Raw genomic sequence first — 26,520 nt, 5'->3', positions numbered from 1 at the left:
CATGGGTGAGCCTTGAGGATGAACTGACCTCGATCGCCGACGCGTTCGGCGGCGCCGGAGAGCCTGTCCTGTTTCCCTCGCGTACGGACGTGATGGTACTTCGCCAGGGCGGGGTCGTGGTCAAGGCGCACTCCGACCGCGAGGATCCGGGCGGGCTGGAGTTGCGCCTGCGGGCCGCGGCCTCCGCGCCGCTGCACGGGCTGCTGCTCGCGCCGCTCCAGGCCGAGGTCCTGCGGGTCGGCGGGCGCAACGTCACCGTGTGGCCCGCCGGGCAGCCGGTCACCGATCCCGAGCACGCGCCATGGGAGGAGGGCGCCAGGCTGCTGGCCCGGCTGCACGCCGTGCCGCTGAGCGCCCTGCCGCCGCTGCCCCCCGCCGGTGGACCGCTCCGCGCCGCGCGCGCCGTCAACCGGCTCACCGGCGACAGCCCGGCCGAGAAGCTCGTACGGCAGGCGTTCGAGGGCCTGCCGCCCTTCCCCGACGGCCCGGGGCTGCTCACCCACGGAGACTGGCATCTGGGGCAGCTCGTGCATCGTTCCCATTGGCTGCTCATCGACGTCGACGACCTGGGCGTGGGCGACCCCGCCTGGGATCTGGCCCGCCCCGCGGCCTGGTACGCCGCTGGGCTCCTGGAGGGGTCGGTGTGGGACCGGTTCCTCGGCGCCTATCTGGCCGCGGGCGGGCCCGCCGTCGACGCCGCCGACCCGTGGTCGCGCCTCGACATGCCCGCCCGCGCGCTCACCGCCCAGCTCGCCGCCGTCGCCCTCGACAAAGCTCTGCGCGACGGACGGGAACCCGATGAGGTGGAGCAATCGTTGATCGAGGCGTGCGGCAGGATTGTCGGGCTTCAGAAAAGCCTGAGATAGTGGCCCACGCAGGACGTATTCCCCCTAGAGGGCAAGGAGAGCAGATGCAGTGCCCCAAGTGCCGCGGCAATATGCGGACATATGAGCGTAACGGGGTTCACATCGAGCAGTGCGACAACTGTCGCGGGATCTTCCTCGACTATGGCGAGCTCGAGACCCTCACCCGGATGGAGACGCAGTTCCACGCCGCTCCCCCGCCACCCCCTCCGGCCCACGGCGCCCCCGGCTGGGGTGCCCCTCACCACGGCGGCCACTACGGCCACCACAGGCAGCGCAGCTGGGTGAACATGCTGTTCTCGTCCTGATACGTTCCAACAAAAGAGGAGGGGCCCCGTGTCCTTCCTCTTTTGTTGGACCTTTGCCATCACTTAAAGTAGTCGCGAAGACGCTCTATGTGATGGGAGATCAGTGGCCGAGATCCGCCTCATGATCGTGGGAGACTCCATCAGCCACGGCAGCAGCGGCGACTGGACGTGGCGCTACCGGCTCTGGAAGCACCTGTGCGCCCACGGCGTCGCCGTCGACCTGGTGGGGTCGCGCGACCACCTCGACAACATCCGCACCGAGGAGTGCGGCGACGGCGACCACACCTACGCCGACCCCGCGTTCGACACCGACCACGACGCCCAGTGGGGCCGGCCCTACCTCCTGGAGAAGGCGGTCATCGAGGCCAAGGTCGCCGAACACCGGCCCGACTACATGCTGGTGCTGCTCGGCATCAACGACCTGTTCTGGTACGGCGTCGACCCGCAGGCGTTCGAGGCGAACCTGCGGGAGTTCGTGACCAACGCCAGGCGCGCGGCGCCCACGCTCCGGTTCGTCGTCGGCGCCATGCTGCCCACCCGGCGGGCGCAGGACGACCTCGCGTTCGCCACCCGCGTCGCGGTGTGCAACCTCCGCATCCGCGCCGTCGCGGGGGAACTGTCGACGCCCCTGTCGCCCATCGTGGTGGCCAACACTGACGCGGAGTTCGTGGCGGCCGACCACACGTGGGACGGGACGCACCCCAACCCCCGCGGCGAGTTCCGCATCGCGGGCGCCTTCGCCGACGCCCTGGCGGCCTGGTACACCATCGGCGTGCCGTACCCGCGGCCCTACCCGGACGCGGACGACATCCCGGCCGACGCCAAGCGCCCGCTCATCGCCTGACCGCGCGGCGGGTCGGTGGTCACCGGTCGCGCGCGAGTTCCGCGACGGCGGCTGCGACCTGGTCGACCTCGTCCTCGGTGTTGTAGTAATGCGGCGACAGGCGCAGGCACCAGTCCACGTCCTTGTCGCCGAAGTCGTACTGGGCGAACTCGCGGAAGCTGAGCGCCGAGTTGATCTTCCGGGCGTCCATGGCGGCCTTGAACGGCTGGGCCTGCCAGCCGTCGATGCCGAAGGTGACCAGAGCGCCCAGCTCGGCTCCCCGATCGAGCACCCGCACCCTGGGCACCTCGGCCAGCGACCGGCGCAGCCGCGCGGCCAGGGCGGGGGTGCGGGCGGCGATGGCGTCCACGCCGACGGCCCGGGCGTAGCGCGCCGCCTCGGCGCAGCCCAGCAGGGCGGCGTAGGGGAATTCCCAGTCCTCGAAGCGGGCGGCGCTCTCCACGGGCTCGTAGTGGTCCTCCGTCACCCAGCGCGCGCCGTACATGTCGATGAACAGCGGCTCGTAGCCGTCACGCAGCACCCGGTCGGAGACGTAGAGGAAGCCGGTGCCGCGCGGGCCGCGCAGGAACTTGCGGCAGGTGGAGGTGAGCAGGTCGCAGCCGATCTCGGTGACGTCGATCGGGTACTGGCCGAGCGACTGGCAGGCGTCGACCAGGTACAGCAGGTCCAGCTCCCGGCAGTGCCGGCCGATCTCGGCGACCGGCTGGACGAGCCCGGAGTTGGTGGGGATGTGCGTGGCGGCGACCAGCCTGGGCCGGTGCTCCCGCATGAGCGCGGCCATGGCGTCCACGTCCACGCCGCCCTCCGGGAGGTCGGGGGCGTGGACCACGCGCACGCCGTGGCGCTTGCGCAGGGACATGAAGGCGATCTGGTTGGAGATGAAGTCGTTGCGGGTGGTCAGGATGACGTCGTCCGGCTCGAAGGGGATCGCCGACAGCGCGGTGGTGTAGGCGTGGGTGGCGCTGCTGGCGAAGGCGATGTTGCCCGGCGCGCAGTTGATCAGGGCGGCCAGTTCCTCGTAGAAGCCTCTGACCTGCCCGGCCCGGGCGGTGGCCGCCTCGTAGCCGCCGATCCGCGCTTCCAGCTGCAGATGATCGACCACCGCGGCCAACACGGACGCCGGAGCCAGACCGCAGCCGGCGTTGTTGAAGTGCACGACGTTCGCGACGCCCGGGGTGTCGGCTCGCAGGGCCAGAAGCGATTCTCGACTCAGGACAGAAGTGCTACCGTTATCTCTCATGTATGATGGTAGCACTTCTGCGGATTTGGCAGCGAGCCTGCGAACGCTGGTGGCCGGGATGGCTCCCGGTGACCGGCTGCCCAGCAGCCGCGAGCTGACCGAAGAGCATCGCGTCGGTCCCGCGACGGTGTCGCGCGCCATCGCGATGCTGGCCGCCGAAGGACTCGTGGTGGCCCGGCCCGGCTCCGGCACGTTCGTCGCACCGCGCCGTCGCGCGTCGGGCAACGAGGCCGCCGACACCTCCTGGCAGGCGGTCGCGCTGGCCGGACGCGACTACGACCCGGCCAACGCCGTCGAAGCCGCACAGCCCCTCCCGGCGCAGGGCATCACCATGTCGGGCGGCTACCTGCACCAGTCGCTGCAGCCCACCCGGGCGCTCAGCGCCGCCCTGACCCGGGCGGCACGACGGCCCGATGCCTGGCACCGGGCACCGGCCGCCGGGCTGGAGTCACTACGGGAGATCTTCGCCCGGCAGACCGGCCCCGACCTCACTCCGCAGGACGTGCTGATCACCGGCGGCGGCCAGAGCGGGCTGTCCCTGCTGTTCCGGGCGATCGTCGCACCCGGCAGCCCCGTCCTGATGGAGTCGCCCACCTACCCGGGCGCCCTGACCGCGGCCCGGGCCGCCGGGCTGCGGCCGGTCCCCGTTCCCATGGACGACGAGGGCGTCCGGCTCGACCTGCTCGCCGACGCCTTCGCCATGACCGGCGCACGGCTGTTGTACTGCCAGCCCACCTTTCACAACCCGACCGGCACGGTGCTGTCCGCCGAACGGCGCGCCCGGATCGGCGATGTCGCCCACGCCGCGGGCGCCTTCGTCATCGAGGACGACTTCGCCCGCCACCTCGGTCACGGCCGCCCCGCACCCCCGCCCCTGGTCGGCGGCGACCGCCACGGCACGGTGGTCCACCTCACCTCGCTCACCAAACCCGCCTCGCCCAGCCTGCGCATCGGCGCCATCATCGCCCGCGGCCCGGTGATGCGCAGGCTGCGGAGCATGCGCTACGTGGACGACTTCTTCGTCGCCCGCCCTCTCCAGGAAGCCGCCGTCGAACTGCTCAGCACCTCCGCCTGGGACCGCCATCTGCAGGCCCTGTCGACCTCGCTGTTCGAACGATGCGCCGTGCTGGCGGACTCCCTGGCCCGGGAGCTGCCAGAATGGCAGCTCGCCCGGCTGCCGGCGGGCGGCCTGCACCTGTGGATCCGGCTGCCACCCGGATCCGATGACTCCATCGCCGCCGACGCGGCACGAGCCCACGGCGTCACCGTCAACGCCGGGCACCGCTTCTTCCCCGCGGAACCCCCCGCCGCCCACCTTCGGCTCAGCTTCGCGGCCGCGGCCAATCCCGCCGAACTGGCCGAGGGCGCGCGCCTGCTCCGATCCTCACGAGACGGAACCTAACCGGGGAAGTCCTCAGGGTCGACGGGCCCCGTCTTGGCCGTGCCGCCGGTGATCGCGTGGAGCGTGATGCGCCAGTCGTGCCACAGGATCTGCGTGGCCGTGTAGGTGGTCTTGAAGCTCACCCGCTCCTGGAAACGCTCGAAGCTGCACTCGCGCGAGAAGGCGCGCTTCTTGGAGTCCCAGTCGACGCCGTGGGTGAAGAAGATCCGGTAGGAGCCGTCGCGGATGCCGCGCACCTTGACCTTGGACTTCTTGCGCACGTAGACGCTGAACGCGCGGGAGCTGCCGCGCATGAGGGTGACGACGGCGTCGCGCGGGGCGCCGTTGTCGATCTGGAGCGAGCTGCGCCCGTTGAGGCTGCCGCGCCGTACGTAGGAGCCGTTGCCCAGGCGCCGGTTCAGCTTGCTCGCGGCCTTGATCGACACGACGTCGGCCGGGTAGTCGCCGGCCGACTGCAGGGCGGCTCCGGCGCGGTCGAGCTCCTTGAGGGAGGCGCCCAGGTCGGTGAAGACCGCCGGGGCCGTGCAGAGGTCGCGGCTGCCGACCTTGCCGCGGGTCATGCCGAGGGCGGTGGCGAAGTCGCGCAGGCTGGCGACGTAGGCGTCGTGCTGGGTGCGGGCGGCCTCGGGCGGCGCGACCGAGCCGAGGTCGTCCGCGGCCTGGTTCAGGGCGGTTTCGGCACGTTCCACGCGCTGGTCGAGCGTCTTGAGCGTGCGCGCGGAGCCGATGCCCGACAGGGCGGAGCGTACCGGCTTGCCGGCGTCCTGGATCGTGCCGCGGTAGGCCTCCGGCGTGAGCGCCGTGGAGGCGGGCGGGGCGCTGGACTCGGTGGAGGAGCTCGGCCCGCTGACCGAGCCGCCGCCCTGTCCGGCGACGCCGCTGATCTCCTGACTGCCGGTCACGCCGGTGGGTGCGGAGCACGCACCGAGGGACAGCGCTGTCAGGACGAGTGCGGAGGGGAGCAACCGGGGGCCAGCCATCTGCCACACTATCGCCCGATTGATCCCCGCCCGTCAATCACGTTACGGAAAGCCCTTTCTCTCGATCTTGCACCAGGGTGCGGGTGATGCCCAGGCTCTCCAGGAACGGCTCGTCGTGGCTCACCACGATGAGCGCGCCGCGATAGCCCGCCAGGGCCTGGGACAGCTGGCGCACGCTGGCCATGTCCAGGTTGTTGGTGGGCTCGTCCAGGAGGAGGAGCTGGGGCGCCGGGTCGGCCGACAGCAGCGCGGCCAGCGACGCGCGGAACCGCTCGCCGCCCGACAACGTGCCCGCCGGGCGCAGCGCCCGCTCACCCCTGAACAGGAAGCGGGCGAGCCTGGCCCGCAGCTCGTTGATCGGGGCCGCGGGCGCCATGGCGCGCAGGTTGTCGAGCACGCTGAGCTCGGGGTCGAGCAGGTCCAGGCGCTGGGGCAGGTAGCGCAAGGGGACCTGGGCGCCCTGCTCGACGATGCGCTTGAGCAGCGTCGTCTTGCCCGAGCCGTTGGGGCCGGTCAGCGCGATGCGTTCCGGGCCGCGGATGACGAGCTCGTCGAGGTAGAGCCTGGGGGCTTCCTCGTCCCCGAGCTCGTCCCCCGGCTCGTCCCCGGGCTCGTCCTCCGCGGCGTGCTCGTCCCCGTCCGGCTCGGACGCCACCCGGAGGGTGAGGACCGTGCGGCCGGCGGGGACGGCCGTCTCCGGCAGGTCGACCCGGATCTCCGCGTCGTCCCGCACCGCCTGCTCGGCCTCCTCCAGCCGATCCCTGGCCTCCTCCAGCTTGTCCTGGTGCAGGCCGAGCGTCTTGCCCGCCGTCACCTGGGCGGCCCGCTTGCGCGCCCCCGCGACGATCTTCGGCATGCCCGTGGCCTGCTTCTCCCCCGTACGGCTGCGCCGCGCGAGCTTGGTGCGGGCCTCGATCAGCTCGCGCTGCTGGCGCCGTACGTCGGCCCCGGCGGTGCGCACGAGCCGTTCGGCGCTCTCCTGCTCGGACTCCAGCGCCTCGGTGTAGGCGCTCAGCGGCCCGCCGAACAGGCGGATCGACCCGCCGCGCAGGTCGGCGATCTGGTCGACCAGGTCGAGCAGCACCCGGTCGTGGCTGACGACGACCATCACCCCGCGCCACGCCTCCACGACGGCGTAAAGGCGCCGCCTGGCGTCGAGGTCGAGGTTGTTGGTCGGCTCGTCGAGCAGCAGCACGTCGGGACGGCGCAGGATCTGCGCGCCCAGCGCGACCAGGACGGCCTCGCCGCCCGACAGGGTGGTGGCGGGACGGTCCAGGCCGAGATGGCCGAGGCCGAGCATGGCGAGCTCGGCCTGCGCGCGTTCCTCGACGTCCCAGTCGTCGCCGACGGCCGCGTAGTCGGCCTCGTCGACCGACCCCTGCTCGATGGCGTGCAGCGCGCGCCTGATCGGGGTGATCCCGAGCAGGTCGGCGACGGAGCCGGCGACGGGGACGTGCTGCGGCAGGTATCCGACCTCACCGGCGACCGAGACCGATCCGGAGACCGGGCGCAGCTGCCCGGCGATGATTTTCAGAAGGGTGGACTTGCCCGCGCCGTTGAGGCCGATGAGGCCGGTGCGTCCGGCGGGGAAGGCAGCGTTCAGGCCCTGGAGGACGGGGGTGCCGTCGGCCCAGGAGAACGTGACGTCGTCCACGACGATGGAATAAGACAAGAGGGCGCTCCCAAATCACGTGAGAAAACGATCGTGTGACTTGGCGGGAACACCGCAGGCGCGCCTGAGGACATTCGAGGTACGACAAGGACGCGCCCGTTACGGCGCGGTGCCCGCGACCTCAGATCCTCAATGTAGCCCTCCAGGGCTAGGCGATAAGACACCCCCAGCCTACAACAGCCCGGTTACGGCCATCGACGTGCCCCCTCGGCGCGGCCTATTGTCAGCACAACTCATAGGGAGGTCAGCGCATGTCCAGCATCCCCGCCCTGTTGCGTGACCGGGTCACGTCGACCCCTGACGCCGAGGCGTATCGATACCCAGCCGGGTCAGGCTGGACGTCGCTGTCCTGGAGCGAGGTGGGCGAACGGGTGCGCCCGCTGGCGCTGGGCCTCAGAGAGCTGGGCGCGGGCAAGGACAACAGGGTCGCGATCCTGTGCTCGACCCGCGTCGACTGGATCCTGGCGGACCTGGCGGTGCTGTCCACGGGCGCGGCGACCACCACGATCTACCCGTCGAACACGGCCGACGAGTGCGCCTACGTCATCAACGACTCCGGCAGCGTGCTGGTGATCGCCGAGAACGACGACCAGGTCGCCAAGCTGCGCAGCGTCCAGAAGGAGCTGGCCGACGTCAAGCACGTCCTGGTCATCGACGGCGCCGCCAGCGACGACGGCTGGGTGCTCAAGCTCTCCGACGTCTCGGGCGAGGGCGACTTCGACGCGATGGTCGACGCCATCACCCCTGAAGACCTGGCGACGCTGATCTACACCTCGGGCACCACCGGCCGTCCCAAGGGCGTGGAGCTGACGCACGACAACTGGCTGTTCACCGGCGCCAGCGTGCGCGAGCTCGACATTCTGGGCCCGAGCGACCTGCACTTCCTGTGGTTGCCGCTGTCGCACTCGTTCGGCAAGCTGCTGCAGGTCGTGATGATCGACTGCGGTGTCCCGACCGCCGTCGACGGCCGCCTCGACAAGATCGTCGAGAACCTGGGCGAGCTCAAGCCGACCTTCATGGCCGCCGCGCCGCGCATCTTCGAGAAGGTGCACAACACCGTCGCCGCCAACACCGCGCGCGAGGGCGGCGCGAAGGCCAAGATCTTCAACTGGGCCAAGCAGACCGGCATCCGCGTCGCCCGCGCCCGCCAGCGCGGCCAGTCGATCCCGTTCACCACGAAGATCGAGTACGGCGTGGCGAACAGGCTCGTCTTCAGCAAGCTCCAGGCGCGCTTCGGCGGCCGCATCCGGTTCTTCATCTCGGGGGCGGCGCCGCTGTCGATCGAGATGGCGGAGTTCTTCGACGGCGCGGGCCTGCCCATCCTCGAGGGGTACGGCCTGACCGAGTCGTCGGCGGGCAGCTTCCTCAACCGCCCGGCGATCAACGCCTTCGGCACCGTCGGCCCGCCCCTGCCCGGCGTGGAGGTGCGCATCGCCGAGGACGGCGAGGTGCTCATCGGCGGGCGCGGCATCATGCGCGGCTACCACAACCTGCCGGACGAGACGGCCGAGGCGCTGACCGACGACGGCTGGCTGCGCACCGGCGACATCGGCGAGCTCGACGAGCAGGGCCGCCTCAAGATCACCGACCGCAAGAAGGAGCTCATCAAGACCTCCGGCGGCAAGTACGTCGCGCCCACCCACATCGAGGGCAAGATCAAGGCGGCCTGCCCGTACCTGTCGCACGTGTTCGTCCACGGCGACAAGCGCAACTACTGCACCGCGCTGGTCACCCTCGACGTCGACGTGGTCAAGCCGTGGGCGCAGGCCGAAGGCCTGCCGGAGGACCCCGAGCAGCTGCGCGAGCACGAGCGGATGCGCGCCGAGGTGCAGAAGGCGATCGACGAGGTCAACGCCGAGCTGCCGAGCTTCTCCACGATCAAGAAGTTCGCGATCCTGCCCGCCGACTTCACCGTGGAGACCGGCGAGCTGACCGCGTCGCTGAAGATGAAGCGCAAGGTCGTCGAGGACCACCACGGCCAGACGCTCGACGCCTTCTACGCCGAGTCCAGCTGATCACCTGAGCACGTGCAGGGCGCGTGGCCGCTTGCTGAGCACCAGCGGGCCACGCGTCCTGACCTGATGGCCGTCGAACGCCGCGCTCCTGGCGCCCTCGATCGTCAGCGTGTCGGCGTGCCACTGGCGGTAGTGCCGCGACAGGCCCAGGCGCCCGCCGATCAGGCTCGTGATCGCGCGCAGGCGCGGCAGGCGGGCGGCCGCGGTCAGCAGCCGGATGTCGAGCAGTCCGTCCTCCAGCCGCTGGCGCCGGACGGGCACCGGCCCGCGCCCGTCGTGGCGGCAGTTGCCGGCGAACACCATCCAGGTCCGGTACGGCACGCCGTCGACGACGAGGTCGGCGGGTTCGGCGCCGGAGCTGAGCAGCCCGGCCAGCGACACGACCATGGCCGGCCACTTCCCGATGGCGTGCCGTCTGGCCTGGGTCCTGCGGGCCAGTTCGGGGTGCAGGCCGGCGCCGACGTGGTTGAGGAACACCCGCTCCTCGCCCGTCGTCCCGATGCTCGCCCGGCCGACGTCGACGGCGACCACGGTGCCGCTGCGGTAGGCGGCCACCGCGTCGTCGCCCTCCTCCAGGCCGAGCGCCTGGGAGAACTCTCCGGGGGCTCCCGCCGGGATCGGCAGCAGCGGCACCCCCGCCTCCAGGGCGAGGGACGTCCCGGCCGCCATCGCCCGGTCGCCTCCGGCGACTCCGAGCACCTTCGCCTGCCGTACCTCCCCCGGCAGGGTCGCGGGCGCGGCCGTCGAGGCTGCCGCCTGCCGTACGGGCCCGGTCTCGTCGAGGGCGGCGGACCGCGCGCCAGGCAGGTCGTGCAGCAGCGCGTCGACCTGCCGTTCGGCGCCCGCCTCTGCGAGCACGACGAGCCCCTCGCCGTCCGGCGAGCAGGTGTCGGCGGGTGCGGTGGCGGCGGCGCGGGCGCGGCCCGCCTCGCCCGCCTCCGGCCAGATGCGGCGGGTCAGCAGCCCGGCGGCCATCCCCACGCCGACGCCCGCCAGCACGTCACCGGGGTAGTGCACCCCGGTGTAGACCCGCGAGAAGGCGACGGTGGCGGCCAGCAGCCCGACGGGCACGGCGATCCTGGCCGGCGCCTCCATGGCGACGGCGGTGGCGAACGCCGCGGCCGACGCCGAGTGCCCCGAGGGGAAGGAGGCCGAGCGCGGCATGGTCAGCGCCCGCCCGATCGGCAGCCCGGCCGAGGCGGGCCTTCGCCGGTTGAAGGCCTGTTTGCCGACGAGGTTGACCAGCGGGCTGGCCAGGCTGACGGCGAGCAGGCCGCGCGTGGCCGCGCGGCGCAGCCGGCGGCGGCCGCTCAGCGCGAGCGCGCCGGAGATGCCCGCCCAGAGCAGCGCGTTGTCGGCCGCCCGTGACACCCTCGGCAGCACCCGTTCCAGTCCTGGCAGGTGCGCCTCAGCCACCGTGGCGAAGAGTTTCTTGTCGAGTCTGTGCAGGTGGGATCGCAGCCGCATGCTCCCGATCCTGCCCGATCACAGCGGCGCGTATCCCGCCGTCAGGTGCCAGGAGCCGCCGGCCGCGAGGTGGTCGGCGACCGCCTTCTCCAGCGCGGTGCGCCTGGGCAGCTCGTCGGGCGGCAGGTCACGGCCGTAGATGAAGGGGATCAGCCCGTTGCCCGGCACGCTGTAGGCCTCGCGGAACCGGTCCTGGAAGGCGGCGATGTTGGAGCCGGGCAGGTAGGCGCCGAGCTGCCGGTCGAGCAGCCACGAGAAGCACACGGCCAGGCTGTGCTCCTCCTCCGGGAAGTGCGCGGCGAAGAAGGCCTTGGCGCGGGCGAAGCTGTCGTCGCACGCCCGCGGCGACATCGGGCCCAGGAAGTCGGGGATGTGCACGCTCAGCACCGGGTCGCCCGCCCGGTGCGGCAGGTCCTTGATGCCCGCCGCGATGGTCTCCCCCAGCTCGGCCCGCTCGAACTGCAGCCGCCCGAGCTGGTAGAGCATGCCGCGGAAGTGCAGCTGCGGCCACCACGGCGCGTTCAGCCCCGGCGCGTCGTGGCGCCTGCGGTAGATCGCCATGTGACGCCCGAGATCCCGCAACGTCGCCCAGGAGATCTCGTCCGGCACGCCGCGCTCGCGGTGGTAGGCGCGCGCGTGCGGCAGCGTCTCCAGGTAGACGTGGACGTAGAAGTACGGGCCGTACTCCTGCACCGCCTCCTCCGGGATGTCGAACCCCTGCCCCGGGCGGCCCATGGCGCCGGTGAAGGCGGCCACGTGGCGCTCCAGCTCGCGCCGGGCGTCGCCGCGGGGAACGGAGGCCAGCACCCCGTTGATGTCGTCGTGGGGAACGGTCAGGCGCAGCAGAATCTCGGGGTCCATGGGTTCAGCTTGCCAGCAGCACGCTGGCGGCCTGCCTGATCTCGGGGCTGAACGCCGTCGGGCGGAAGGTGGCGGGGTCGAGGTTGACGTTCACCCGGTGCCCTTCGGCGTGCACCACGCCGCGGTCGGCCGACAACACGCGGAAGCCGTACACGCCGCTGGTGTTGCCCATGCGGTCCATCCAGAACTCCACGACCACCTCGCCCGCTCCGATGATCGGCGCATGATAAATGATCTTGAATTCCCGCACCGCCATGAACACGTCCTTGAACTTCGACACCGCCGGGTCGAAGGCCCAGCCCTGCTCGGCCCAGAACGCCGCCACCGCCCGCTCCACCAGCAACGCGTAACGCGAGTTGTGCAGCACACCCATGGCGTCCAGGTCGTCGAAATGCACCTGGACGGGTCGGAACTCGGTCATGACAGTCTCTCCTGTACGGCACGGCGAGCGTGCTCATAGGTGGTCTCGGCGTCCAGCAATCGTGAATAGGTGATGACGGCCCCGCCGATCGCGTTGATCTCGAAGGCGAGCCGGTCGCAGTCGGTGCCGGCGGGGAGCTGGCCCAGCTCGACCGCCTGCTGGGCGACGTCGCGCAGCAGGTCGTGCCATTCCCGCTTGGCCACGGCGACGGCGTCGCGCACCGGGCCCGACAGGTCGTCGAACTCGGCCTCGGCGACCATGAAGAAGCAGCCGCCCGGCAGCACCCCGTCGGCGTAGAAGCGCAGCCGCGCCTCGTGCAGCGCCAGCAGGCGGGGCACGCCGCGCGGCCGCGTCAGGGCGGGGCGCACGATGAGCTCCACCCACTGGCGTTTGGCCCAGGCCACGGCGTCGAGCTGAAGTTCGGACTTGTCACGCCAGTGGGCGAAAAATCCGGACTTGCTGACTCCGGCGGCCGCGGCGAGCTTCCCCAGCGACAACCCCACGAGGCCGTCGACCGAGGACAGCTCCACCGCTCGCTCCAGGATCTGCTCGCGGCTGCGCTGACCGCGCAGCCGCCGCCCGTCCGTCGTCATGGAGCCAATATATACGACCGACCGGTCGTTTAGATACTTCGGGCCCGGTAGACCTCCCTCGCCCGCTCGTACAACGCCAGATGCGTGTCCAGCTGCTCCTTGTGCTCGAACCTGCCCTCGGCGCGCACCAGCCCTTCCAGCCGGTCCAGCCAGGCCAGGCACCAGTCCAGGTCCTCGGGCCTGGCCACGTGTTCACCCGCCACGTCCAGGTAGACAGGGCTGGTGTGGGCGTAGACCCCCGCCCAGTGCAGCGAGCGCGGATGACGGCCGCCCGAGGCCACGGCCACCACGTACGTCGGCTCCGTGATCGTCAGGGTGGCCCGCAGGAGCCCCGGCGGACCGGTCACGACCTCGCTCGCCGTACGGATCTCCAGCTGGTCGACCTCGGGACCGATCGACCTGACCTCGACCCTCACCCGCTCCCCCGGACCGAGCCTGAGGGTCTCGCCGGGGCCGCAGCCGTTGACGCTCAGCTCCAGCCAGGGCCCGGTGGTCGCGAAGGTGCGCCCCAGGGCGATCGCCTCGCCGTACGAACCCGCCGTGAGCGGGCCGTCGACGCGGGCGTAGACGCGCGCCCAGCCGGGCGGGCTGGAGGAGGTGCCGCGCCGCGACTGCGACAACACCACGTCGGTGCCCGCGCTGACCGCCAGCCGGTTGCCCGCGCCGATCAGGTGGCGGTAGACCGCCGCCGTCGCCTCGTACGAGGAATGGTTGAGCACGTCGAGGCAGTCGACCAGCCCCAGCGCCGCGTCCGCGACGATCTCCCGTGATGCGCAGTTGCGCCCGTCGCCGAACTCGTCACCCGTCGTGTGGAAGGGATGGCCGTAACCTGTCACCGCGCCCGCCTCGCGCAACTCCCCGAGCGCGACGGCGTTCGGCGGATGGTCGGCGTCGACGAACCCGCTGTGCCAGCGCCCCGGCGGCCCGCCCGGGGCGAAGCCGAGACAGTGGCCCAGGAGGTCGTTGCGGTACTCCACTCCCATACGGGCCAGGTGCCTGCCGTCCGACCAGGGCAGGTCGCGGCCCGCCCAGTGCTCGAAGGCCTCCAGGTCGTAGACGCGGGCGCTGGTCACGTTGCCCGCGACGAGGTTCAGCACGTGCAGGTCCTCGCCGTGCTGCGCGGCGGCGGCCAGGCCGGGCGAGGCGGGGGCGTCGCCCATCCAGTTGAGGTGCACGTGCAGGTCGCCGCCGTACCAGCCGTGCGCGGCGGCGTCGTAGAGCCGCTCCGGGGTCAGCTCGACCACGCGGTGCTCCCCCGGCCCCGGCGTGACCGTCACCTCGTCGACGGCGTACTCCATGCCCCTGCCGACGCTGACCGTCAGCGGCTCGGCGGGGACGTCGAGCGTGATGTCGTCGCCGTGGAAGTACGGCCGGCGGTGCGCGTCGAGCTTGGGCGGCGCCCCGGCGGGCCACCAGCCCTGCCCGTCTTCCGAGGTGACGCCCCAGCGGCACGGCAGGCCCGCGCGCAGCGTGAGCGTGGCGCGCCCCGCCCGGCGGGTCAGGCCCGTGGTGTCGATGCCGGGCAGCGCCATGCCGGTGGTGGTCGCGACGAGCCGCGCTCCGCCCGGTTCCACCCGGTACGGCACGCCGTCGACCTCGACCGTCACCGGCTCGGCGAGGCTGGAATCGATCAGCAGCGTGGTCGCGACCGGCTCGTCGCCGAGCACGATGAGGGTCACGGCCTCCAGCCGGGAGCCCTCGGGGGTCACGCGCAGCACCGGGAGGTTGTCGACCACCGCGCCGCCGAGCGCGTCGCGGACCGTCCTGGCCAGGTCGCGATCCTCACGGGCGTGGGCCCAGTAGCCGAAGGGGTGCATCAGGTAGGCGCTGGTGGCGACCTCGCCCATGTACGTCTGCCAGGGCTCGCCCCAGCAGACGCCGTGCCGTTCGTACAGCGCCCGGTAGTCGGCCAGCGCGGCCGCCACGGTGGCGGGTGGATGGTGGTCGGGTAAGTCTGGGTTCATGCCGCCATCGTGACGCCGGCGACGCCCTCCGTCACCCCCGCCGGTCGCTTTGGTCTTCGGCGTCGAGTCCCGCGAGGAGCCGGTCGGCCGCCACCGCCGGGGTCAGCCGCCCTTCGAGCACCTCGCGCTCGATCCCGTCGACGCCGGGCGCCCGCCGCGCCCTGGCCAGCAGCCGGTTCTCCACCAGGGTCCAGACCCACTGCATCTGCTGCGTGCGCCGCTTGGCCGTCAGGTCGAGCCCCTCCTGGTGGGCGATCACGTGCCGCCACAACTCCTCGAGGCCCGCGCCGGACAACCCGCTGCAGGTCAGCACCTGCGTCTGGCTCCTCAGCAGCCGCAGCGCGCCGGACAGCTCACGCGCCGCCTTCCTGGCCGCCAGCTCGTACTCGCCGTCGGCCTTGTTGATCGCGATCAGGTCGGCCAACTCCAGCACGCCCTTCTTGATGCCCTGCAGCTGGTCGCCGGTGCGGGCCAGGCTGAGCACCAGGAAGGTGTCGACCATGTCGGCCACCGCCGTCTCCGACTGGCCCACGCCCACGGTCTCGACCAGCACCACGTCGAACCCGGCCGCCTCCACCACGACCATCGCCTCGCGCGTCGCCTTGGTGACGCCGCCCAGCGTGCCCCTGGTCGGCGAGGGCCTGATGAAGGCGTTGTCGTCGGCCGAGAGCCTGGCCATGCGGGTCTTGTCGCCCAGGATGCTGCCGCCGGTCCTGGTGGAGCTCGGATCGACCGCCAGCACCGCGACACGGTGACCGTCGGCGGTGAGCATGCTGCCCAGGGCGTCGATGAAGGTCGACTTGCCCACGCCCGGCACGCCGCTGATGCCGACCCGGCGCGCGTTGCCCGCCATCGGGGTCAGCTCGGCCAGCATGCGCTGGGCCAGCTCCTGGTGGTCGTCACGGCCGGACTCGACCAGCGTGATGGCCCGCGCGATCCACGTGCGCGACCCCGCCTTCACTCCCTCGACGTAGTCCTGCAGCGATCGCATGTCTCCGATCGTACGGCCCGCCTCCCGCCGGCCGGATCCCCGGTGAGCCCGGGTAGGGGGGAACCGAGACTCCCCTACTGCGATGTGCCCGGAATCAGTACGCTGTCCCGCATGGTCATCGACGGTCGCTTCGAGCTGGTCGAGCGGCTCGGCAGCGGCGGGATGGGCACCGTCTGGCGAGCGCGCGACCTCGCACTCCACCGCGAGGTGGCGCTGAAGGAGGTCCGCACCCCCGACTCGGTCGACTCGGGCATGGTGCGCGAGCGGGTGCTGCGCGAGGCCAGGGCGCTGGCGCGCATCCATCACCCCAACGTCGTGACGATCCACCACATCGTGGAGACGCCCGAGCACCCCTGGCTGGTGATGGAGCTGGTGCAGGGCGGCTCGCTGGCCGACCGGCTCGCGCACGGCCCGCTCGACCCGGTGGAGGCGGCCCGCGTCGGCCGCGGCATCGTCGCCGCGCTGCGCACCGCCCACGAGGCCGGCATCCTGCACCGCGACGTCAAGCCCGCCAACGTGCTGCTGCGCCCCGACGGCAGCCCGGTGCTGACCGACTTCGGCATCGCGGCGCTGGGCGACTCCCCCGGCCTCACCGGCACCGGGGAGATCATCGGCTCGCCCGAGTACATGGCGCCGGAGCGGCTGCGCGGCGTCGAGGGCGAGGCGTCATCCGACTACTGGTCGCTGGTGCTGCTGCTGTACGTCGCCGTGGAGGGGCGCAACCCCTTCCGCCGCGAGACGACGATGGCCACGCTCGCCGCCGTGCTCAACGGGCGCATCCCGCCCGCCGCCAACGCCGGGCCGCTCGTTCCCGTCTTCCAGGCGGTGCTGCAGCCCGAGCCTTCCACGCGTCCTCCGGCCGAGTGGATCGAGCAGCAGCTGACCGCGATCGTGTCGGGACAGGGGCCGGCCGCCCCTCCCGTCCTGCCGTACGCCCCGCCGCAACCGGCCGCCCCCGCCTACGGAGGCCCGCCGCCCGCCTACCAGCCGCCCATGCACCGTTCTCCCGTGCACGGTTCTCCCGTGCATGGGGCGCCCACCGCGGGCTCGCCCATGCCGGGCTACGGCGCGCCGCAGTATCCGGGGCCCAAGCCGTACTACGGCGACCACCTGGCGCCCACCCAGATCAGCGGCCGCCGCTCCAAGGCGCCCGCGGTGATCGTGGGAACGGTCCTGGTCGCGGCCCTGGCCGCCGCCGGGCTCTACGTGCTGCCCAACCTGGGCGAGAACCCGTCGACGACCACCGACGACCCGACCACCCTCACCCTGCCCTCGCGCACCCCCGTCGCCGACGACCAGACCACGACGGAGCCGGCCGAGGAGGAGACCACCGAGGCGCCCGGCAACCTCCTGTCGCCCGAGGGCATGGCGGCCGTCATCGCGGCGCTGAAGGAGGAACGCGGCGACACCAGGGCCTACGACCTGACGGTCTACCCGGAGCACATCAGCGTCAGCGTGCCGGTCAAGGGGCGCAAGAAGGCCTACGACAGCCTCACCTTCCGCGGCAACCTCCTGGAGCCGGGCTCCGGCGGCACGTGGACCCGCGGCGGCGAGCCGGTCGACCTGGCCAAGGTCGACTGGAAGGTGATGATCGACGGCTTCAAGCGGGCCGACAAGGTCCTCAAGGTGCCCAAGCCCAAGTATCGCTACATGGTGATGTGGGCCGAATGGGTCTTCAACAACCGCGGCGAACCGGCACTCGGCTTCTACCTGAGCGACGAATACGGCGGCGGTTACCTGGCCACCACCCTGACCGGCAAGGTCGTGGCCACGCATCCGGCCGAGGGCTAGAGCCGCTCGCGCAGGTCCTTGAGGAGTCCGAGCGCTGCGTCGGCGATGACCGTGCCCGGCGGGAAGATCGCGGCGGCGCCCGCCGCGCGCAGCTCGTCGAAGTCGCCGGGCGGGATCACCCCGCCCACGACGATCATGATGTCGCCCGCGTCGAGCTCGTCGAGCGCCCGCTTGAGCGCGGGCACCAGGGTCAGGTGCCCGGCGGCCAGCGTGGAGACGCCGACGATGTGCACGTCGGCCTCGACCGCCTGGCGCGCGACCTCCTCCGGCGTCTGGAACAGCGGGCCGACGTCGACGTCGAAGCCGAGGTCGGCGAAGGCGGTGGCGATCACCTTCTGGCCGCGGTCGTGGCCGTCCTGCCCCATCTTGGCGACCAGGATGCGGGGGCGGCGTCCCTCGGCGTCCTCGAATTCGGCCGCCGCCTGCCGTACGAGCTCGATGTTCCGCACGGGCCCGGCCTCGTCTCGATACACACCGGAGATGGTACGGATCTGACCGGCGTGGCGGCCGAACACCTTCTCCAGCGCGTCGGAGATCTCCCCGACGGTGGCCTTGGCGCGGGCGGCGCGGATGGCCAGCTCCAGCAGGTTGTCGTCGCTCGCGGCGCCCTTGGTCAGCGCCTCCAGCGCCTCGTCGACCGCGCCCTGGTCGCGCTCCTCGCGCAGCCGCCGCAGCTTGTCGAGCTGCTGGGCGCGCACGGCGCTGTTGTCGACCTTGAGCACCTCGATCGGCTCGTCGGCCTCCGGGCGGTACTTGTTGACGCCGATGACCGGCTGGCGCCCGGAGTCGATGCGCGCCTGGGTGCGGGCCGCCGCCTCCTCGATGCGGAGCTTGGGCAGGCCCTGGTCGATCGCCCTGGCCATGCCGCCGGCGCGCTCGACCTCCTGGATGTGCTCCCAGGCCTTGGCGGCCAGGTCGTGGGTGAGGCGCTCGACGTAGAAGCTGCCGCCCCACGGGTCGATCGGGCGGGTGGTGCCCGACTCCTGCTGCAGCAGCAGCTGCGTGTTGCGGGCGATGCGGGCGGAGAAGTCGCCCGGCAGCGCGAGCGCCTCGTCGAGGGCGTTGGTGTGCAGCGACTGGGTGTGGCCCTGGGTGGCGGCCATCGCCTCGATGCAGGTGCGGGCGACGTTGTTGTAGACGTCCTGGGCGGTCAGCGACCAGCCGGAGGTCTGGCAGTGGGTGCGCAGCGACAGCGACTTGGGGTTCTTCGGGTGGAATCCGGAGACGAGCTTGGCCCACAGCAGGCGGGCCGCGCGCAGCTTGGCCACCTCCATGAAGAAGTTCATCCCGACGCACCAGAAGAAGCTCAGCCTGGGCGCGAAGGAGTCGACGTCGAGGCCCGCCCCGATGCCCGCCCGCAGATACTCCACGCCGTCGGCGAGGGTGTAGGCGAGCTCCAGGTCGCAGGTGGCCCCGGCCTCCTGGATGTGGTAGCCGGAGATGCTGATCGGGTTGAAGCGCGGCATCTCGCGGCTGGCGTAGGCGAAGATGTCCGAGATGATCCGCATCGACGGCGACGGCGGATAGATGTAGGTGTTGCGGACCATGAACTCCTTGAGGATGTCGTTCTGGATGGTCCCGGCCAGCTGCGCCGGCGACACCCCCTGCTCCTCGGCGGCGACGATGTAGAGCGCCAGGATCGGCAGCACCGCCCCGTTCATGGTCATCGACACGCTCATGCGGTCGAGCGGGATGCCGTCGAACAGCTGGCGCATGTCGTAGATGGAGTCGATCGCCACGCCCGCCATGCCCACGTCGCCGGCCACGCGCGGGTGGTCGGAGTCGTAGCCGCGGTGGGTGGCCAGGTCGAAGGCGACGCTCAGGCCCTTCTGCCCGGCGGCCAGGTTGCGGCGGTAGAAGGCGTTCGACTCCTCGGCGGTGGAGAAGCCGGCGTACTGCCGCACCGTCCACGGCTGGTTGACGTACATCGTGGGGTACGGCCCGCGAAGGTAGGGCGCCGCGCCGGGATAGGTCCGCAGGAAGTCGAGACCGTCGAGGTCGGCGGCGTCGTAGACGGGCTTGACCTCGATGCCCTCCGGCGTCTCCCACGCCTGACCCTCCACCGGGGCGCCGGGCGCGGCTGGGGCGTAGTCGATGCGGGTGAAGTCGGGGATCGTCACAGCTGCACTCCCAGGTCATCGAAGGTCTCGCGCAGCACGCCCAGCGCGTCGCATCCGGCGAAGAGGTTGGCGTCGACCCCAGCGTAGGAGCCCTTGCCCGCCAGCCAGATCTTCCTTGCCCCGGCCTTTCTGAGCGCCGCCGCCACGGCTTCCGCCTGCTCGCCGTACAGCTTGTCGCTGGAGCACAGGCACGCCACCGGCGTGCCCGCGGCGGCGAAGGCGGCGGCGATCCGCTCGGGGTCGGCGCCGGGCCCGGCGCTCTCGACGGCCAGGCCGCCCGCCCGGAACAGGTTGGAGGCGAACGAGGCGCGCGCGGTGTGCACCGCCACGGGCCCGATGGTGGCCAGGAACACCTTCGGCCGCTCGTCCTGCGCGTCGGCGACGTCACGCAGCCGTTCGTACGGCTCGGCGTAGCGGGCGGCGCGCACGCCCTCGCCGGAGCGGATCACCGGCCGCTCGTCGACGTCGGGGAACTCGCTCACCCCGGTGAGGGGCAGGCGCCGGTGGGCGATGTCGTCGTCGCGCCTGGCCCGGGTGGCGGCGATCCGCTCCTCGATCAGCGCGGCGGCGCCGTCGCCCGCGGCCTCGATCTCCTGGAACCACGCCCAGGCGGCGACGGCCAGGTCGTGCGTGAGCCGCTCCACGAACCAGGAGCCGCCCGCCGCGTCGGCCACGCGGCCCAGCGACGACTCCTCCAGCAGCAGCGACTGGGTGTTGCGGGCGATGCGGCGGGAGAAGGCGTCGGGCAGGCCGAGCGCGGCGTCGAACGGCTGCACGGTGACGGCGTCGGCGCCGCCCACCCCGGCGCCGAAGCAGGCGAGCGTCGTGCGGAGCATGTTCACCCACGGGTCGCGCGCGGTCATCATCGCCGAGGAGGTGACCGCGTGCTGCACCTGGACGCCCTCGCCGGGGGCGCCGCACGCCTCGGCGACGCGGGCCCACAGGCGGCGCGCGGCGCGCAGTTTGGCGATGGTGGCGAACTGGTCGGCGGTGGCGGAGTAGCGGAACTCCAGCTGCCCGAGCGCCTCCTGCACGCTCAGCCCGCCCGCGGTGAGCGCGCGCAGGTGCGCCACACCCAGCGCCAGCGAGCAGCCGAGCTCCTGCACGTCGCCCGCGCCCGCGTCGTGGTACGGCGTGGCGTCGACGACCGCGGCGCGCAGGCCCGGGTGCTCGTCGGCGCAGCGACGCGCCAGCTCCACCAGCTCGGGCGTCTCCAGCGTCGCGCCCAGCGTGCCCGACAGCGGCGTGCCGCGCTCGGCGGCCAGCGCGAACAGCACCCCGGCGGCGCGCGCCGTGTCAGGGCCCGCCTGCAGCGCGACGGGCGCCAGGTCGAGCAGCACATCCTTCAGCACGCCGGGAAGCGCGTCCGGCGGCAGGGCCAGCCAGAGCGAGGTGACGCCGTTCTCCAGGTCGGCCATGACCGCTTCCGGATCGGGCACCGCGTGGCGCTGCCGGATGTCCCACCCGCGCCCCGCCGGCCGCAGCTGCGAGCCCTCGGGCAGATCGGAACGGTCATAGAGCGGGGCGATCCGGACGCCGTCGTAGGTCAGGGTGGCCAGGAAGTCCTCGGGATCGGCGATGTCCGCCGCCCCGGACTTGCGCAACACCGCGAGGGCCAGGGCGCGCCAGTCCTCGCGGGTCGTGGGGGTGAAGTCCGCCGCCAGTTCCATGTTCGGATCGTAAGCGATCGCCACCAGAACTGGGCTCCGGGGTCAGGATTGAGGGGTACCCCAGGTCAGGGTCCACGTCAGGGGGCCCACGATGCCGTCGTCCTCGATGTTCACGCTGCGCTGGAAGCGGCGGCACACCTCGCGCGACTCCGGGCCGTAGGCGCCGTCGGCCGTCAGCTCCCAGCCCCGCCGCACCATCTGGCGCTGCCAGGTGCGCACGTCGTTGCCGCGCATGACCGGCGGATACCGCAGCAGGCGCCCGGGGAACTCGGGCGGCCCCGCCTCGCCGCCCGGCCGCGGCGCCCCGCGCCGCACCCAGGCGTACAGCTTGTCGCCGGGGCAGTCGGTGGCGTAGCCGTCGCGGTGCCCCTTGATCTCGTTGCCCGCGTTGCCCTTCTCGCGCAGGAACTCGATCGCGTCGCGCACGCCGTGCAGGAGGCCGTCGGGCGGGGTGACCAGACCGGTGGAGCCGACGAGCCCCAGGACCGCGTAGTGGCCCGCGTTGAGCCCGGCGCCGTTGGCCGCGGGCAGGTGGTAGAGGCCACGGCCCTCGAAGACCTCCCGATGCGGACAAGCGACATACGAATAGCCGATGTCCAGCCACCCGTTGCCGTCCATGTGGTGGTTCTGGATCGCCTGGACGAGTGCCATGCATCTGGCGTGGTCGGTGGCCAGGCCGGGGTCGACGTGGCCGCCGGTGTAGTGCACCTTGACGCCGCGGGTGGAGTCGAGTTGCGTGTAGCTCCCTTGGGGTGGACGAGCGTCCCATTCGCCCCTTAAGACCAGGTCAATGGCCACGGCGGTCTCCTGTCGGTCACGCGTTTGCTGACTGTAACGCGCCGTGACCGTGGGGAGCGGGGCATTTCGCGGAATCGGTCTAGGGGGTGATCACCCGCGCCTCGGTGACGATGGCGGTGATGAGGTCGTTCGGGGTGACGTCGAAGGCCGGGTTGAGCGCTCGGCTGCCCTCGGGCGCCAGCCGTACCCCACGGACGGTGACCACCTCGTCGTCGCCGCGGTCCTCGATCTCGATGTGCTCGCCGGTGGGGGTGGCGGCGTCGATCGTGCTCTCCGGCGCGACGACGATGAACGGCACGCCCGCCCGCTTGGCGCCGAGGGCCAGGGCGTAGGAGCCGATCTTGTTGGCGGTGTCGCCGTTGGCGGCGACGCGGTCGGCGCCGATGAGGACCGCGTCGACGCCGGCGGTCAGGAGGTAGGGCCCCGCGGAGTCGACGACGAGCCGGTACGGCGCGGCCATGCGCTGGAGTTCCCAGGCGGTCAGGCGGGCTCCCTGCAGCAGCGGCCGGGTCTCCAGGGCGAGCACCTCGGCCAGGCGTCCGCGTTCGTGCAGGGTCTGGACGACGCCGAGGGCGGTGCCGCGCTCGACGCAGGCCAGGCCGCCGGTGTTGCAGATCGTCATGATCCGGGCGTCGCCGGAGGTGAGTGACTGCACGAGGTCGGCGCCGCGCTCGCCCATGGCGCGGCAGGCGGCGATGTCGTCGTCGCGCAGCCGCAGGGCGGTCTTGAGCGGGTCGTCGGCGCTGCCGGTGACCTGGTCGACGCCCCAGGCGAGGTTGACGGCGGTGGGCCGGGCGGCGCGCAGGCGGGCGATCTGTTCCCGGTCGCCCTCGGCCAGGACGACGCCGAAGGCGCCCGCCACACCGAGGGCGGGCGCGCCGCGGACCGCCAGCCGCCGGATGGCGTCGATCAGGTCGTCGACCGTGGTGATGCGCAGCATGACCAGCCGGTCGGGCAGCAGGGTCTGGTCGACGAGCTCGATGGCTCCGTCGACCCAGTCGATCGTGCGCATGGCCGCATTCTCCCTTACGCGGGGAGGATCGCCACGGTTGGCCGTTCTCCCCCCGCGTGGGGGATCGCCACGGTCAGCAGGTGGTCGTGGTGATGGCCTGGGTGTAGGTCTCGGGCGGCCCGCCGTTGAAGGTGACCTTCTGGGTGGCCGAGCCGCCCAGGTCGGCGAGCGGCACCCGCCAGAGGCGGCGCCCGTCGTCGGAGGAGGCCAGCGGGGTGCCCGGCTGCTGCTGCCAGGTCCAGCCGGGTCCGGCGTGCTTCATCAGCCGGTTGTTCTCGATCATGTAGTCGGCCCCGTCGAGCCCGGTCGTCGCGTCGAGGTCGGCGTCGATGAAGACCCGGTAGTGGTCGACCTCGTCGAGGTAGGTCGCCTCGTAGCGGGCGTCGGCGGCGGTCACGCAGGCGGAGGCGTCGGCGATCGCGCTCGCGGCGGCGGCCGGGGTGGTGATCTTCAGGGAGGTGCTCAGGTCGCCGACGTTGCCCGCCGCGTCCGTCGCCCGCACGCGGAAGCGGTAGGCGGTGGCCGGGTCGAGTCCGTTCACGCGCAGGCGGTTGTCGTAGGTGTGGCCGAGGGAGACTCCGTCGCGGAAGACCTCGTAGCTCACGGTGGCGACGTTGTCGTAGGGGTTGTTCCAGGCCAGGTCGACGCGGGAGGCGGTGGTGCCCGACCGGGTGGCGCCGCGCAGGCCGTCGGGCGGGTCCGGGCGGCGGGTGTCGGTGATCCCGGCGACGCGGACCAGCTCGGCATGCCAGTAGCCGGGCAGCGTGTCCCAGGGGAAGCCGAGCGCGGCGTTAGGGTCGCCCGGCCTGGTGGGGTCGAAGATCAGCTTGTCGTCGGTGACGTAGACGAAGCCGGCGTTGTTCGCCTTGGACCTGGCCACGGCGTCGTTCATGGCGGCCTCGTCGGGGGCGTCGTAGACCAGGTGCCAGAACTTGCGCGGGTTGGGGTGGTTCAGCTCCCAGGCGGGCGGGGTGAAGCTCAGGTAGGAGGCGTAGGTGTGCTCGAAGGTCAGGATCGTGGTGGCGATGCGCTCGTAGCACTGCGGCACGCTCACGCCCGGGTTGATCACGATGTAGGCGTTGGGGTGGTTGTCGCTGATGTAGTCGCTGATCTCGGCGTAGGCGTCGACGTACAGGTCGTCGGCGCCGCAGGTGGCCGGGGTCTGGTCGAGGAAGACCCCGGCGACCCCGTCGTAGAGGTCGAACCACTCGTCGAGGTCGGCCTTGATCTGCGCGCTCCAGGCCGCCATGGTCGTGGCTCCCTGGCGCGTGGTGTGGCCGGTGGCGCCGAGGTAGCCGGTGTCGACGTAGCCGAGCGGCAGGGCCCCGGTCGCCCGGATCCTGCCGATCGCCTCGGTCCAGGCCGGATGGGCCGGCGCCTGGGCCTTGCGCTGGGAGCCGTTGACCACGACCAGCTCCAGCGTGGGCACGTTCTGCGCGAGGCGGGCGAACCGCTCGCGGCCGTCGGAGGTGTCCGGCCCCCAGTAGGCCGGGATGGCCACCAGCTGGCGCTGGACGGCGACGACGGTCTGCGGGGCTGCGCTCAGCGCCAGCGCGAGGACAATCCGTAACCAGGACACCGGCTCATGATAATCACGATCGGTGTCCAGGTCATCATTCTCCGTATATCAGCGCTCCGCCAGCACTATCACCGAGTCACGGCGGCCGAGGGTCATGCGCTTGCGCTTGTCGGGATTGAGCACGATGCCGTAGTGCGGCGGCACGTTGGTGTAGGCCACCAGGCGGTAGCCGATGGCGGTCTCCCCCCGGCGGCGGGCCGACTCGACGATGGTCGCGAAGTCCACCTCGACGCCCGGCTGCACGTAGTCGGCGGCGGGGCGCGGGTAGATCTCCGAGCCGCGCGAGTCGAAGAGGAAGGCGAACACGTCGGCCAGGTGCCGGTTCTCGGCCAGCTGGGCCAGCAGCAGGCCGATGACGGTGTCGCTGATCACGATGTCGTCGGCCTCGGTGACCTCGGCCAGGGCGCGGTTGCTCTCGTCGTGCATCTCGCTGACGATCGAGTACCGCTGGCCGTACCTGCTCTGCATGTCGCGCAGCTGCAGCAGCGTCATGAGCGTGCGGGTGTCGGCGTGCTGCGGCTTGTAGCGGTCGTCGGAGAGCACGATGACGTGGTCGAACAGGTCGAGGCCGAGCGACTCCAGCGCGTAGCGGTCGGTGGTGTCGCACTCCTTGACGTTGATCTTGAGGTTCTGCGGCGCGGCCAGGACCGCCCCGGCGCTGGGGTGGTCGGTGGCGATGTCGAGCGTGGAGCCGGGGGCCACGTAGCCGTCGAGGTAGCCGATGATCTGCTCGGCGCGGCCGTTCCAATTGAGGATCAGCGTGCGCTCCGGCTCGACCGGCGGGTGCTCGCCCGCCACGATGGCGGTCTCGATGGGCTTGGCCGCCTCGGTCGCCAGGTGGATCACCGAGTCGTCGTGGCTGATGAGGACGAGCTTGTCGGCCTCCTCGATCACGGTGCCCATGGGCGGGTTGAGCACGACGCCGTTGGGGCGGCTCAGGCCCATGAGGGTGGCGGTGTGGTAGGCCTGCAGCGCCTCGCCGTACGTCTTGCCGGTCAGCGACTTCTCGGCGCGCAGGTAGATCTCGCCGCCGTCGAAGTTGAGCAGGTCCATGCAGACGACCGACATGCCGGACTGGCGCGAGGACTGCACGATCAGGCGCGAGGCGGTGTCGTCGGAGTCGACCAGGTGGACGGCGGCGCCGCCGGCCAGCCGGGCGGCGGCCAGGTTGCGGCCCGAGGTCAGCGCGGCCACCACCGGCGGGTGGTTGCCGCTGCGCTTGGCCAGGGCCAGGAGGATCTTCATGACGTGCGCGTCGGGGTCGTCGCCCTCAGGCGATATGACCACGATCGAGCGGGCGGCGCCCAGGTTCATGAGCTCCAGGTCGCGGGGCTCGGTGGGGCGGCCGGTGCGGCAGACGATGCGGGTCCTTCCGGTGTCGCCGAGCCGCTCGCGCAGTTCCTCCTCCATGGTGGGCTTGTCGCGGTCGGCCAGGATGGTGATGGCGGAGCTCTTCTGGCTGGCGTGCGCCTTGACCAGCTCGCCGACGATGGTGGCGACCTGGTCCGACCAGCCGAGCACCACGGTGTGGCCGCGCTCGACGACCTGGGAGCGTCCGCGGCGCAGGCGGTCGACCTTGGTCTTCATGCCGTTGGACAGCAGGCCGATGAGGATGCTGACGATGAACAGCCCGCCGAGCGATCCGGCGAGCATGATCGCCATGAACGGCACGGTGCCCTTGTCGCTGGCCAGCTTGCTGGGGTTCAGCGCGTGGATGAAGGCGAGCCAGAACACCTCCCCCACGCCGGTGTCGGGCGTGGGCTCGTGCGGAGTCAGCCACAACACCAGCAGACCCATCAGCACGACCAGGCCGACCGAGACCAGGGCCAGCCAGCCGACCAGCGCGGCTGTCCCCTTGGCCATGGTGTTGTCGAACCAGTATCGAGCGCGCTGGCGGAACGTCGCCCTGGACACCCCGAAACCTCCAGT

Annotated in this window: 21 protein-coding genes and 1 pseudogene; 7 read left to right on the top strand and 15 right to left on the bottom strand. The window is 71.9% G+C overall.

Annotated elements, in window-relative coordinates; translation table 11 throughout:
• The first annotated feature begins 5 nt into the window (after window positions 1-5).
• The 4 genes and pseudogenes from ACIBH1_RS28355 to ACIBH1_RS28340 all read left to right on the top strand — a co-directional run bounded on the left by ACIBH1_RS28355 (window position 6) and on the right by ACIBH1_RS28340 (window position 2,015).
• Entirely contained in the window at window positions 6-866 is an 861-nt protein-coding gene (locus ACIBH1_RS28355) for a phosphotransferase family protein (protein ID WP_397316988.1), read from the top strand.
• A gap of 44 nt (window positions 867-910) precedes the next feature.
• Window positions 911-1,018 (top strand): annotated as a pseudogene (locus ACIBH1_RS28350) (zf-TFIIB domain-containing protein); the annotation flags it as partial.
• Window positions 1,019-1,033: 15 nt separating this feature from the next.
• Window positions 1,034-1,171, top strand: a complete 138-nt coding sequence (locus tag ACIBH1_RS28345) for a hypothetical protein (RefSeq protein WP_397317116.1) — start codon at window positions 1,034-1,036, stop codon at window positions 1,169-1,171.
• A 103-nt stretch (window positions 1,172-1,274) separates the two neighbouring features.
• A complete protein-coding gene (locus tag ACIBH1_RS28340) occupies window positions 1,275-2,015 on the top strand; it encodes an SGNH/GDSL hydrolase family protein (protein ID WP_397316987.1) in 741 nt (246 codons plus the stop codon).
• Window positions 2,016-2,034: 19 nt separating this feature from the next.
• On the opposite strand, the gene ACIBH1_RS28335 is transcribed toward ACIBH1_RS28340, so the two are convergent.
• A complete protein-coding gene (locus ACIBH1_RS28335) occupies window positions 2,035-3,255 on the bottom strand; it encodes an aminotransferase class V-fold PLP-dependent enzyme (protein WP_397316986.1) in 1,221 nt (406 codons plus the stop codon).
• Window positions 3,256-3,313: 58 nt separating this feature from the next.
• Here ACIBH1_RS28335 and ACIBH1_RS28330 point away from each other — a divergent pair, with 58 nt between their 5' ends.
• On the top strand, window positions 3,314-4,657 hold the full coding sequence (locus ACIBH1_RS28330) for a PLP-dependent aminotransferase family protein (protein ID WP_397316985.1): 1,344 nt from the start codon (window positions 3,314-3,316) through the stop codon (window positions 4,655-4,657).
• Here ACIBH1_RS28330 and ACIBH1_RS28325 read toward each other — a convergent pair.
• On the bottom strand, window positions 4,654-5,637 hold the full coding sequence (locus tag ACIBH1_RS28325; protein ID WP_397316984.1) for a hypothetical protein: 984 nt from the start codon (window positions 5,635-5,637) through the stop codon (window positions 4,654-4,656). The genes ACIBH1_RS28330 and ACIBH1_RS28325 overlap by 4 nt on opposite strands.
• Before the next feature lie 37 nt (window positions 5,638-5,674).
• Window positions 5,675-7,309 carry an ABC-F family ATP-binding cassette domain-containing protein gene (locus ACIBH1_RS28320; RefSeq protein WP_397316983.1) on the bottom strand — a complete coding sequence of 545 codons (1,635 nt, stop codon included), beginning with the start codon at window positions 7,307-7,309 and terminating at the stop codon, window positions 5,675-5,677.
• Between the two features lie 251 nt (window positions 7,310-7,560).
• Between ACIBH1_RS28320 and ACIBH1_RS28315 the strand changes: the two genes are divergently transcribed.
• Window positions 7,561-9,324, top strand: a complete 1,764-nt coding sequence (locus ACIBH1_RS28315) for an AMP-dependent synthetase/ligase (RefSeq protein ID WP_397316982.1) — start codon at window positions 7,561-7,563, stop codon at window positions 9,322-9,324.
• On the opposite strand, the gene ACIBH1_RS28310 is transcribed toward ACIBH1_RS28315, so the two are convergent.
• From ACIBH1_RS28310 to meaB, 6 genes are read right to left on the bottom strand one after another with little or no spacing between them, the layout of a single operon-like run.
• Entirely contained in the window at window positions 9,325-10,791 is a 1,467-nt protein-coding gene (locus ACIBH1_RS28310; RefSeq protein ID WP_397316981.1) for a bifunctional phosphatase PAP2/diacylglycerol kinase family protein, read from the bottom strand.
• Between the two features lie 18 nt (window positions 10,792-10,809).
• Window positions 10,810-11,652, bottom strand: a complete 843-nt coding sequence (locus tag ACIBH1_RS28305; RefSeq protein WP_397316980.1) for an acyltransferase domain-containing protein — start codon at window positions 11,650-11,652, stop codon at window positions 10,810-10,812.
• 4 nt (window positions 11,653-11,656) lie between these two features.
• The gene (locus tag ACIBH1_RS28300) at window positions 11,657-12,073 is read right to left on the bottom strand and encodes an acyl-CoA thioesterase (RefSeq protein WP_397316979.1); all 417 of its coding nucleotides are present in this window, start codon (window positions 12,071-12,073) and stop codon (window positions 11,657-11,659) included.
• Window positions 12,070-12,666, bottom strand: coding sequence for a TetR/AcrR family transcriptional regulator (locus ACIBH1_RS28295; protein ID WP_397316978.1), 597 nt, complete (start codon window positions 12,664-12,666; stop codon window positions 12,070-12,072). The genes ACIBH1_RS28300 and ACIBH1_RS28295 overlap by 4 nt, the downstream gene beginning before the upstream one ends.
• Window positions 12,667-12,695: 29 nt before the next feature.
• Window positions 12,696-14,630 carry a CehA/McbA family metallohydrolase gene (locus ACIBH1_RS28290; protein WP_397316977.1) on the bottom strand — a complete coding sequence of 645 codons (1,935 nt, stop codon included), beginning with the start codon at window positions 14,628-14,630 and terminating at the stop codon, window positions 12,696-12,698.
• Window positions 14,631-14,661: 31 nt separating this feature from the next.
• The gene (meaB, locus tag ACIBH1_RS28285; RefSeq protein WP_397316976.1) at window positions 14,662-15,621 is read right to left on the bottom strand and encodes a methylmalonyl Co-A mutase-associated GTPase MeaB; all 960 of its coding nucleotides are present in this window, start codon (window positions 15,619-15,621) and stop codon (window positions 14,662-14,664) included.
• 111 nt (window positions 15,622-15,732) lie between these two features.
• Here meaB and ACIBH1_RS28280 point away from each other — a divergent pair, with 111 nt between their 5' ends.
• A complete protein-coding gene (locus tag ACIBH1_RS28280) occupies window positions 15,733-17,412 on the top strand; it encodes a protein kinase (protein ID WP_397316975.1) in 1,680 nt (559 codons plus the stop codon).
• Here the strand turns inward: ACIBH1_RS28280 and scpA are convergent.
• The 6 genes from scpA to ACIBH1_RS28250 form a co-directional block, all read right to left on the bottom strand.
• Entirely contained in the window at window positions 17,409-19,508 is a 2,100-nt protein-coding gene (gene scpA / locus ACIBH1_RS28275) for a methylmalonyl-CoA mutase (protein ID WP_397317113.1), read from the bottom strand. The genes ACIBH1_RS28280 and scpA overlap by 4 nt on opposite strands.
• A gap of 20 nt (window positions 19,509-19,528) precedes the next feature.
• A complete protein-coding gene (locus tag ACIBH1_RS28270) occupies window positions 19,529-21,202 on the bottom strand; it encodes a methylmalonyl-CoA mutase family protein (RefSeq protein ID WP_397316974.1) in 1,674 nt (557 codons plus the stop codon).
• A 42-nt stretch (window positions 21,203-21,244) separates the two neighbouring features.
• The gene (locus ACIBH1_RS28265; protein ID WP_397316973.1) at window positions 21,245-22,000 is read right to left on the bottom strand and encodes an N-acetylmuramoyl-L-alanine amidase; all 756 of its coding nucleotides are present in this window, start codon (window positions 21,998-22,000) and stop codon (window positions 21,245-21,247) included.
• Window positions 22,001-22,079: 79 nt separating this feature from the next.
• Entirely contained in the window at window positions 22,080-23,012 is a 933-nt protein-coding gene (mtnA, locus tag ACIBH1_RS28260; protein WP_397316972.1) for an S-methyl-5-thioribose-1-phosphate isomerase, read from the bottom strand.
• A 73-nt stretch (window positions 23,013-23,085) separates the two neighbouring features.
• Window positions 23,086-24,591 (bottom strand): spherulation-specific family 4 protein, encoded by a 1,506-nt coding sequence (locus tag ACIBH1_RS28255; RefSeq protein WP_397316971.1) that lies wholly within the window; start codon window positions 24,589-24,591, stop codon window positions 23,086-23,088.
• Between the two features lie 48 nt (window positions 24,592-24,639).
• Window positions 24,640-26,505 carry a potassium transporter TrkA gene (locus tag ACIBH1_RS28250; RefSeq protein WP_397316970.1) on the bottom strand — a complete coding sequence of 622 codons (1,866 nt, stop codon included), beginning with the start codon at window positions 26,503-26,505 and terminating at the stop codon, window positions 24,640-24,642.
• Window positions 26,506-26,520: the final 15 nt, after the last annotated feature.

Origin of the sequence: Nonomuraea sp. NPDC050663 (assembly GCF_044456985.1) — a bacterium.
Taxonomy (GTDB): Bacteria; Actinomycetota; Actinomycetes; order Streptosporangiales; family Streptosporangiaceae; genus Nonomuraea.
Note: the sequence above shows the minus strand (reverse complement) of the source record. Positions and strands in the feature narration are given on the sequence as shown.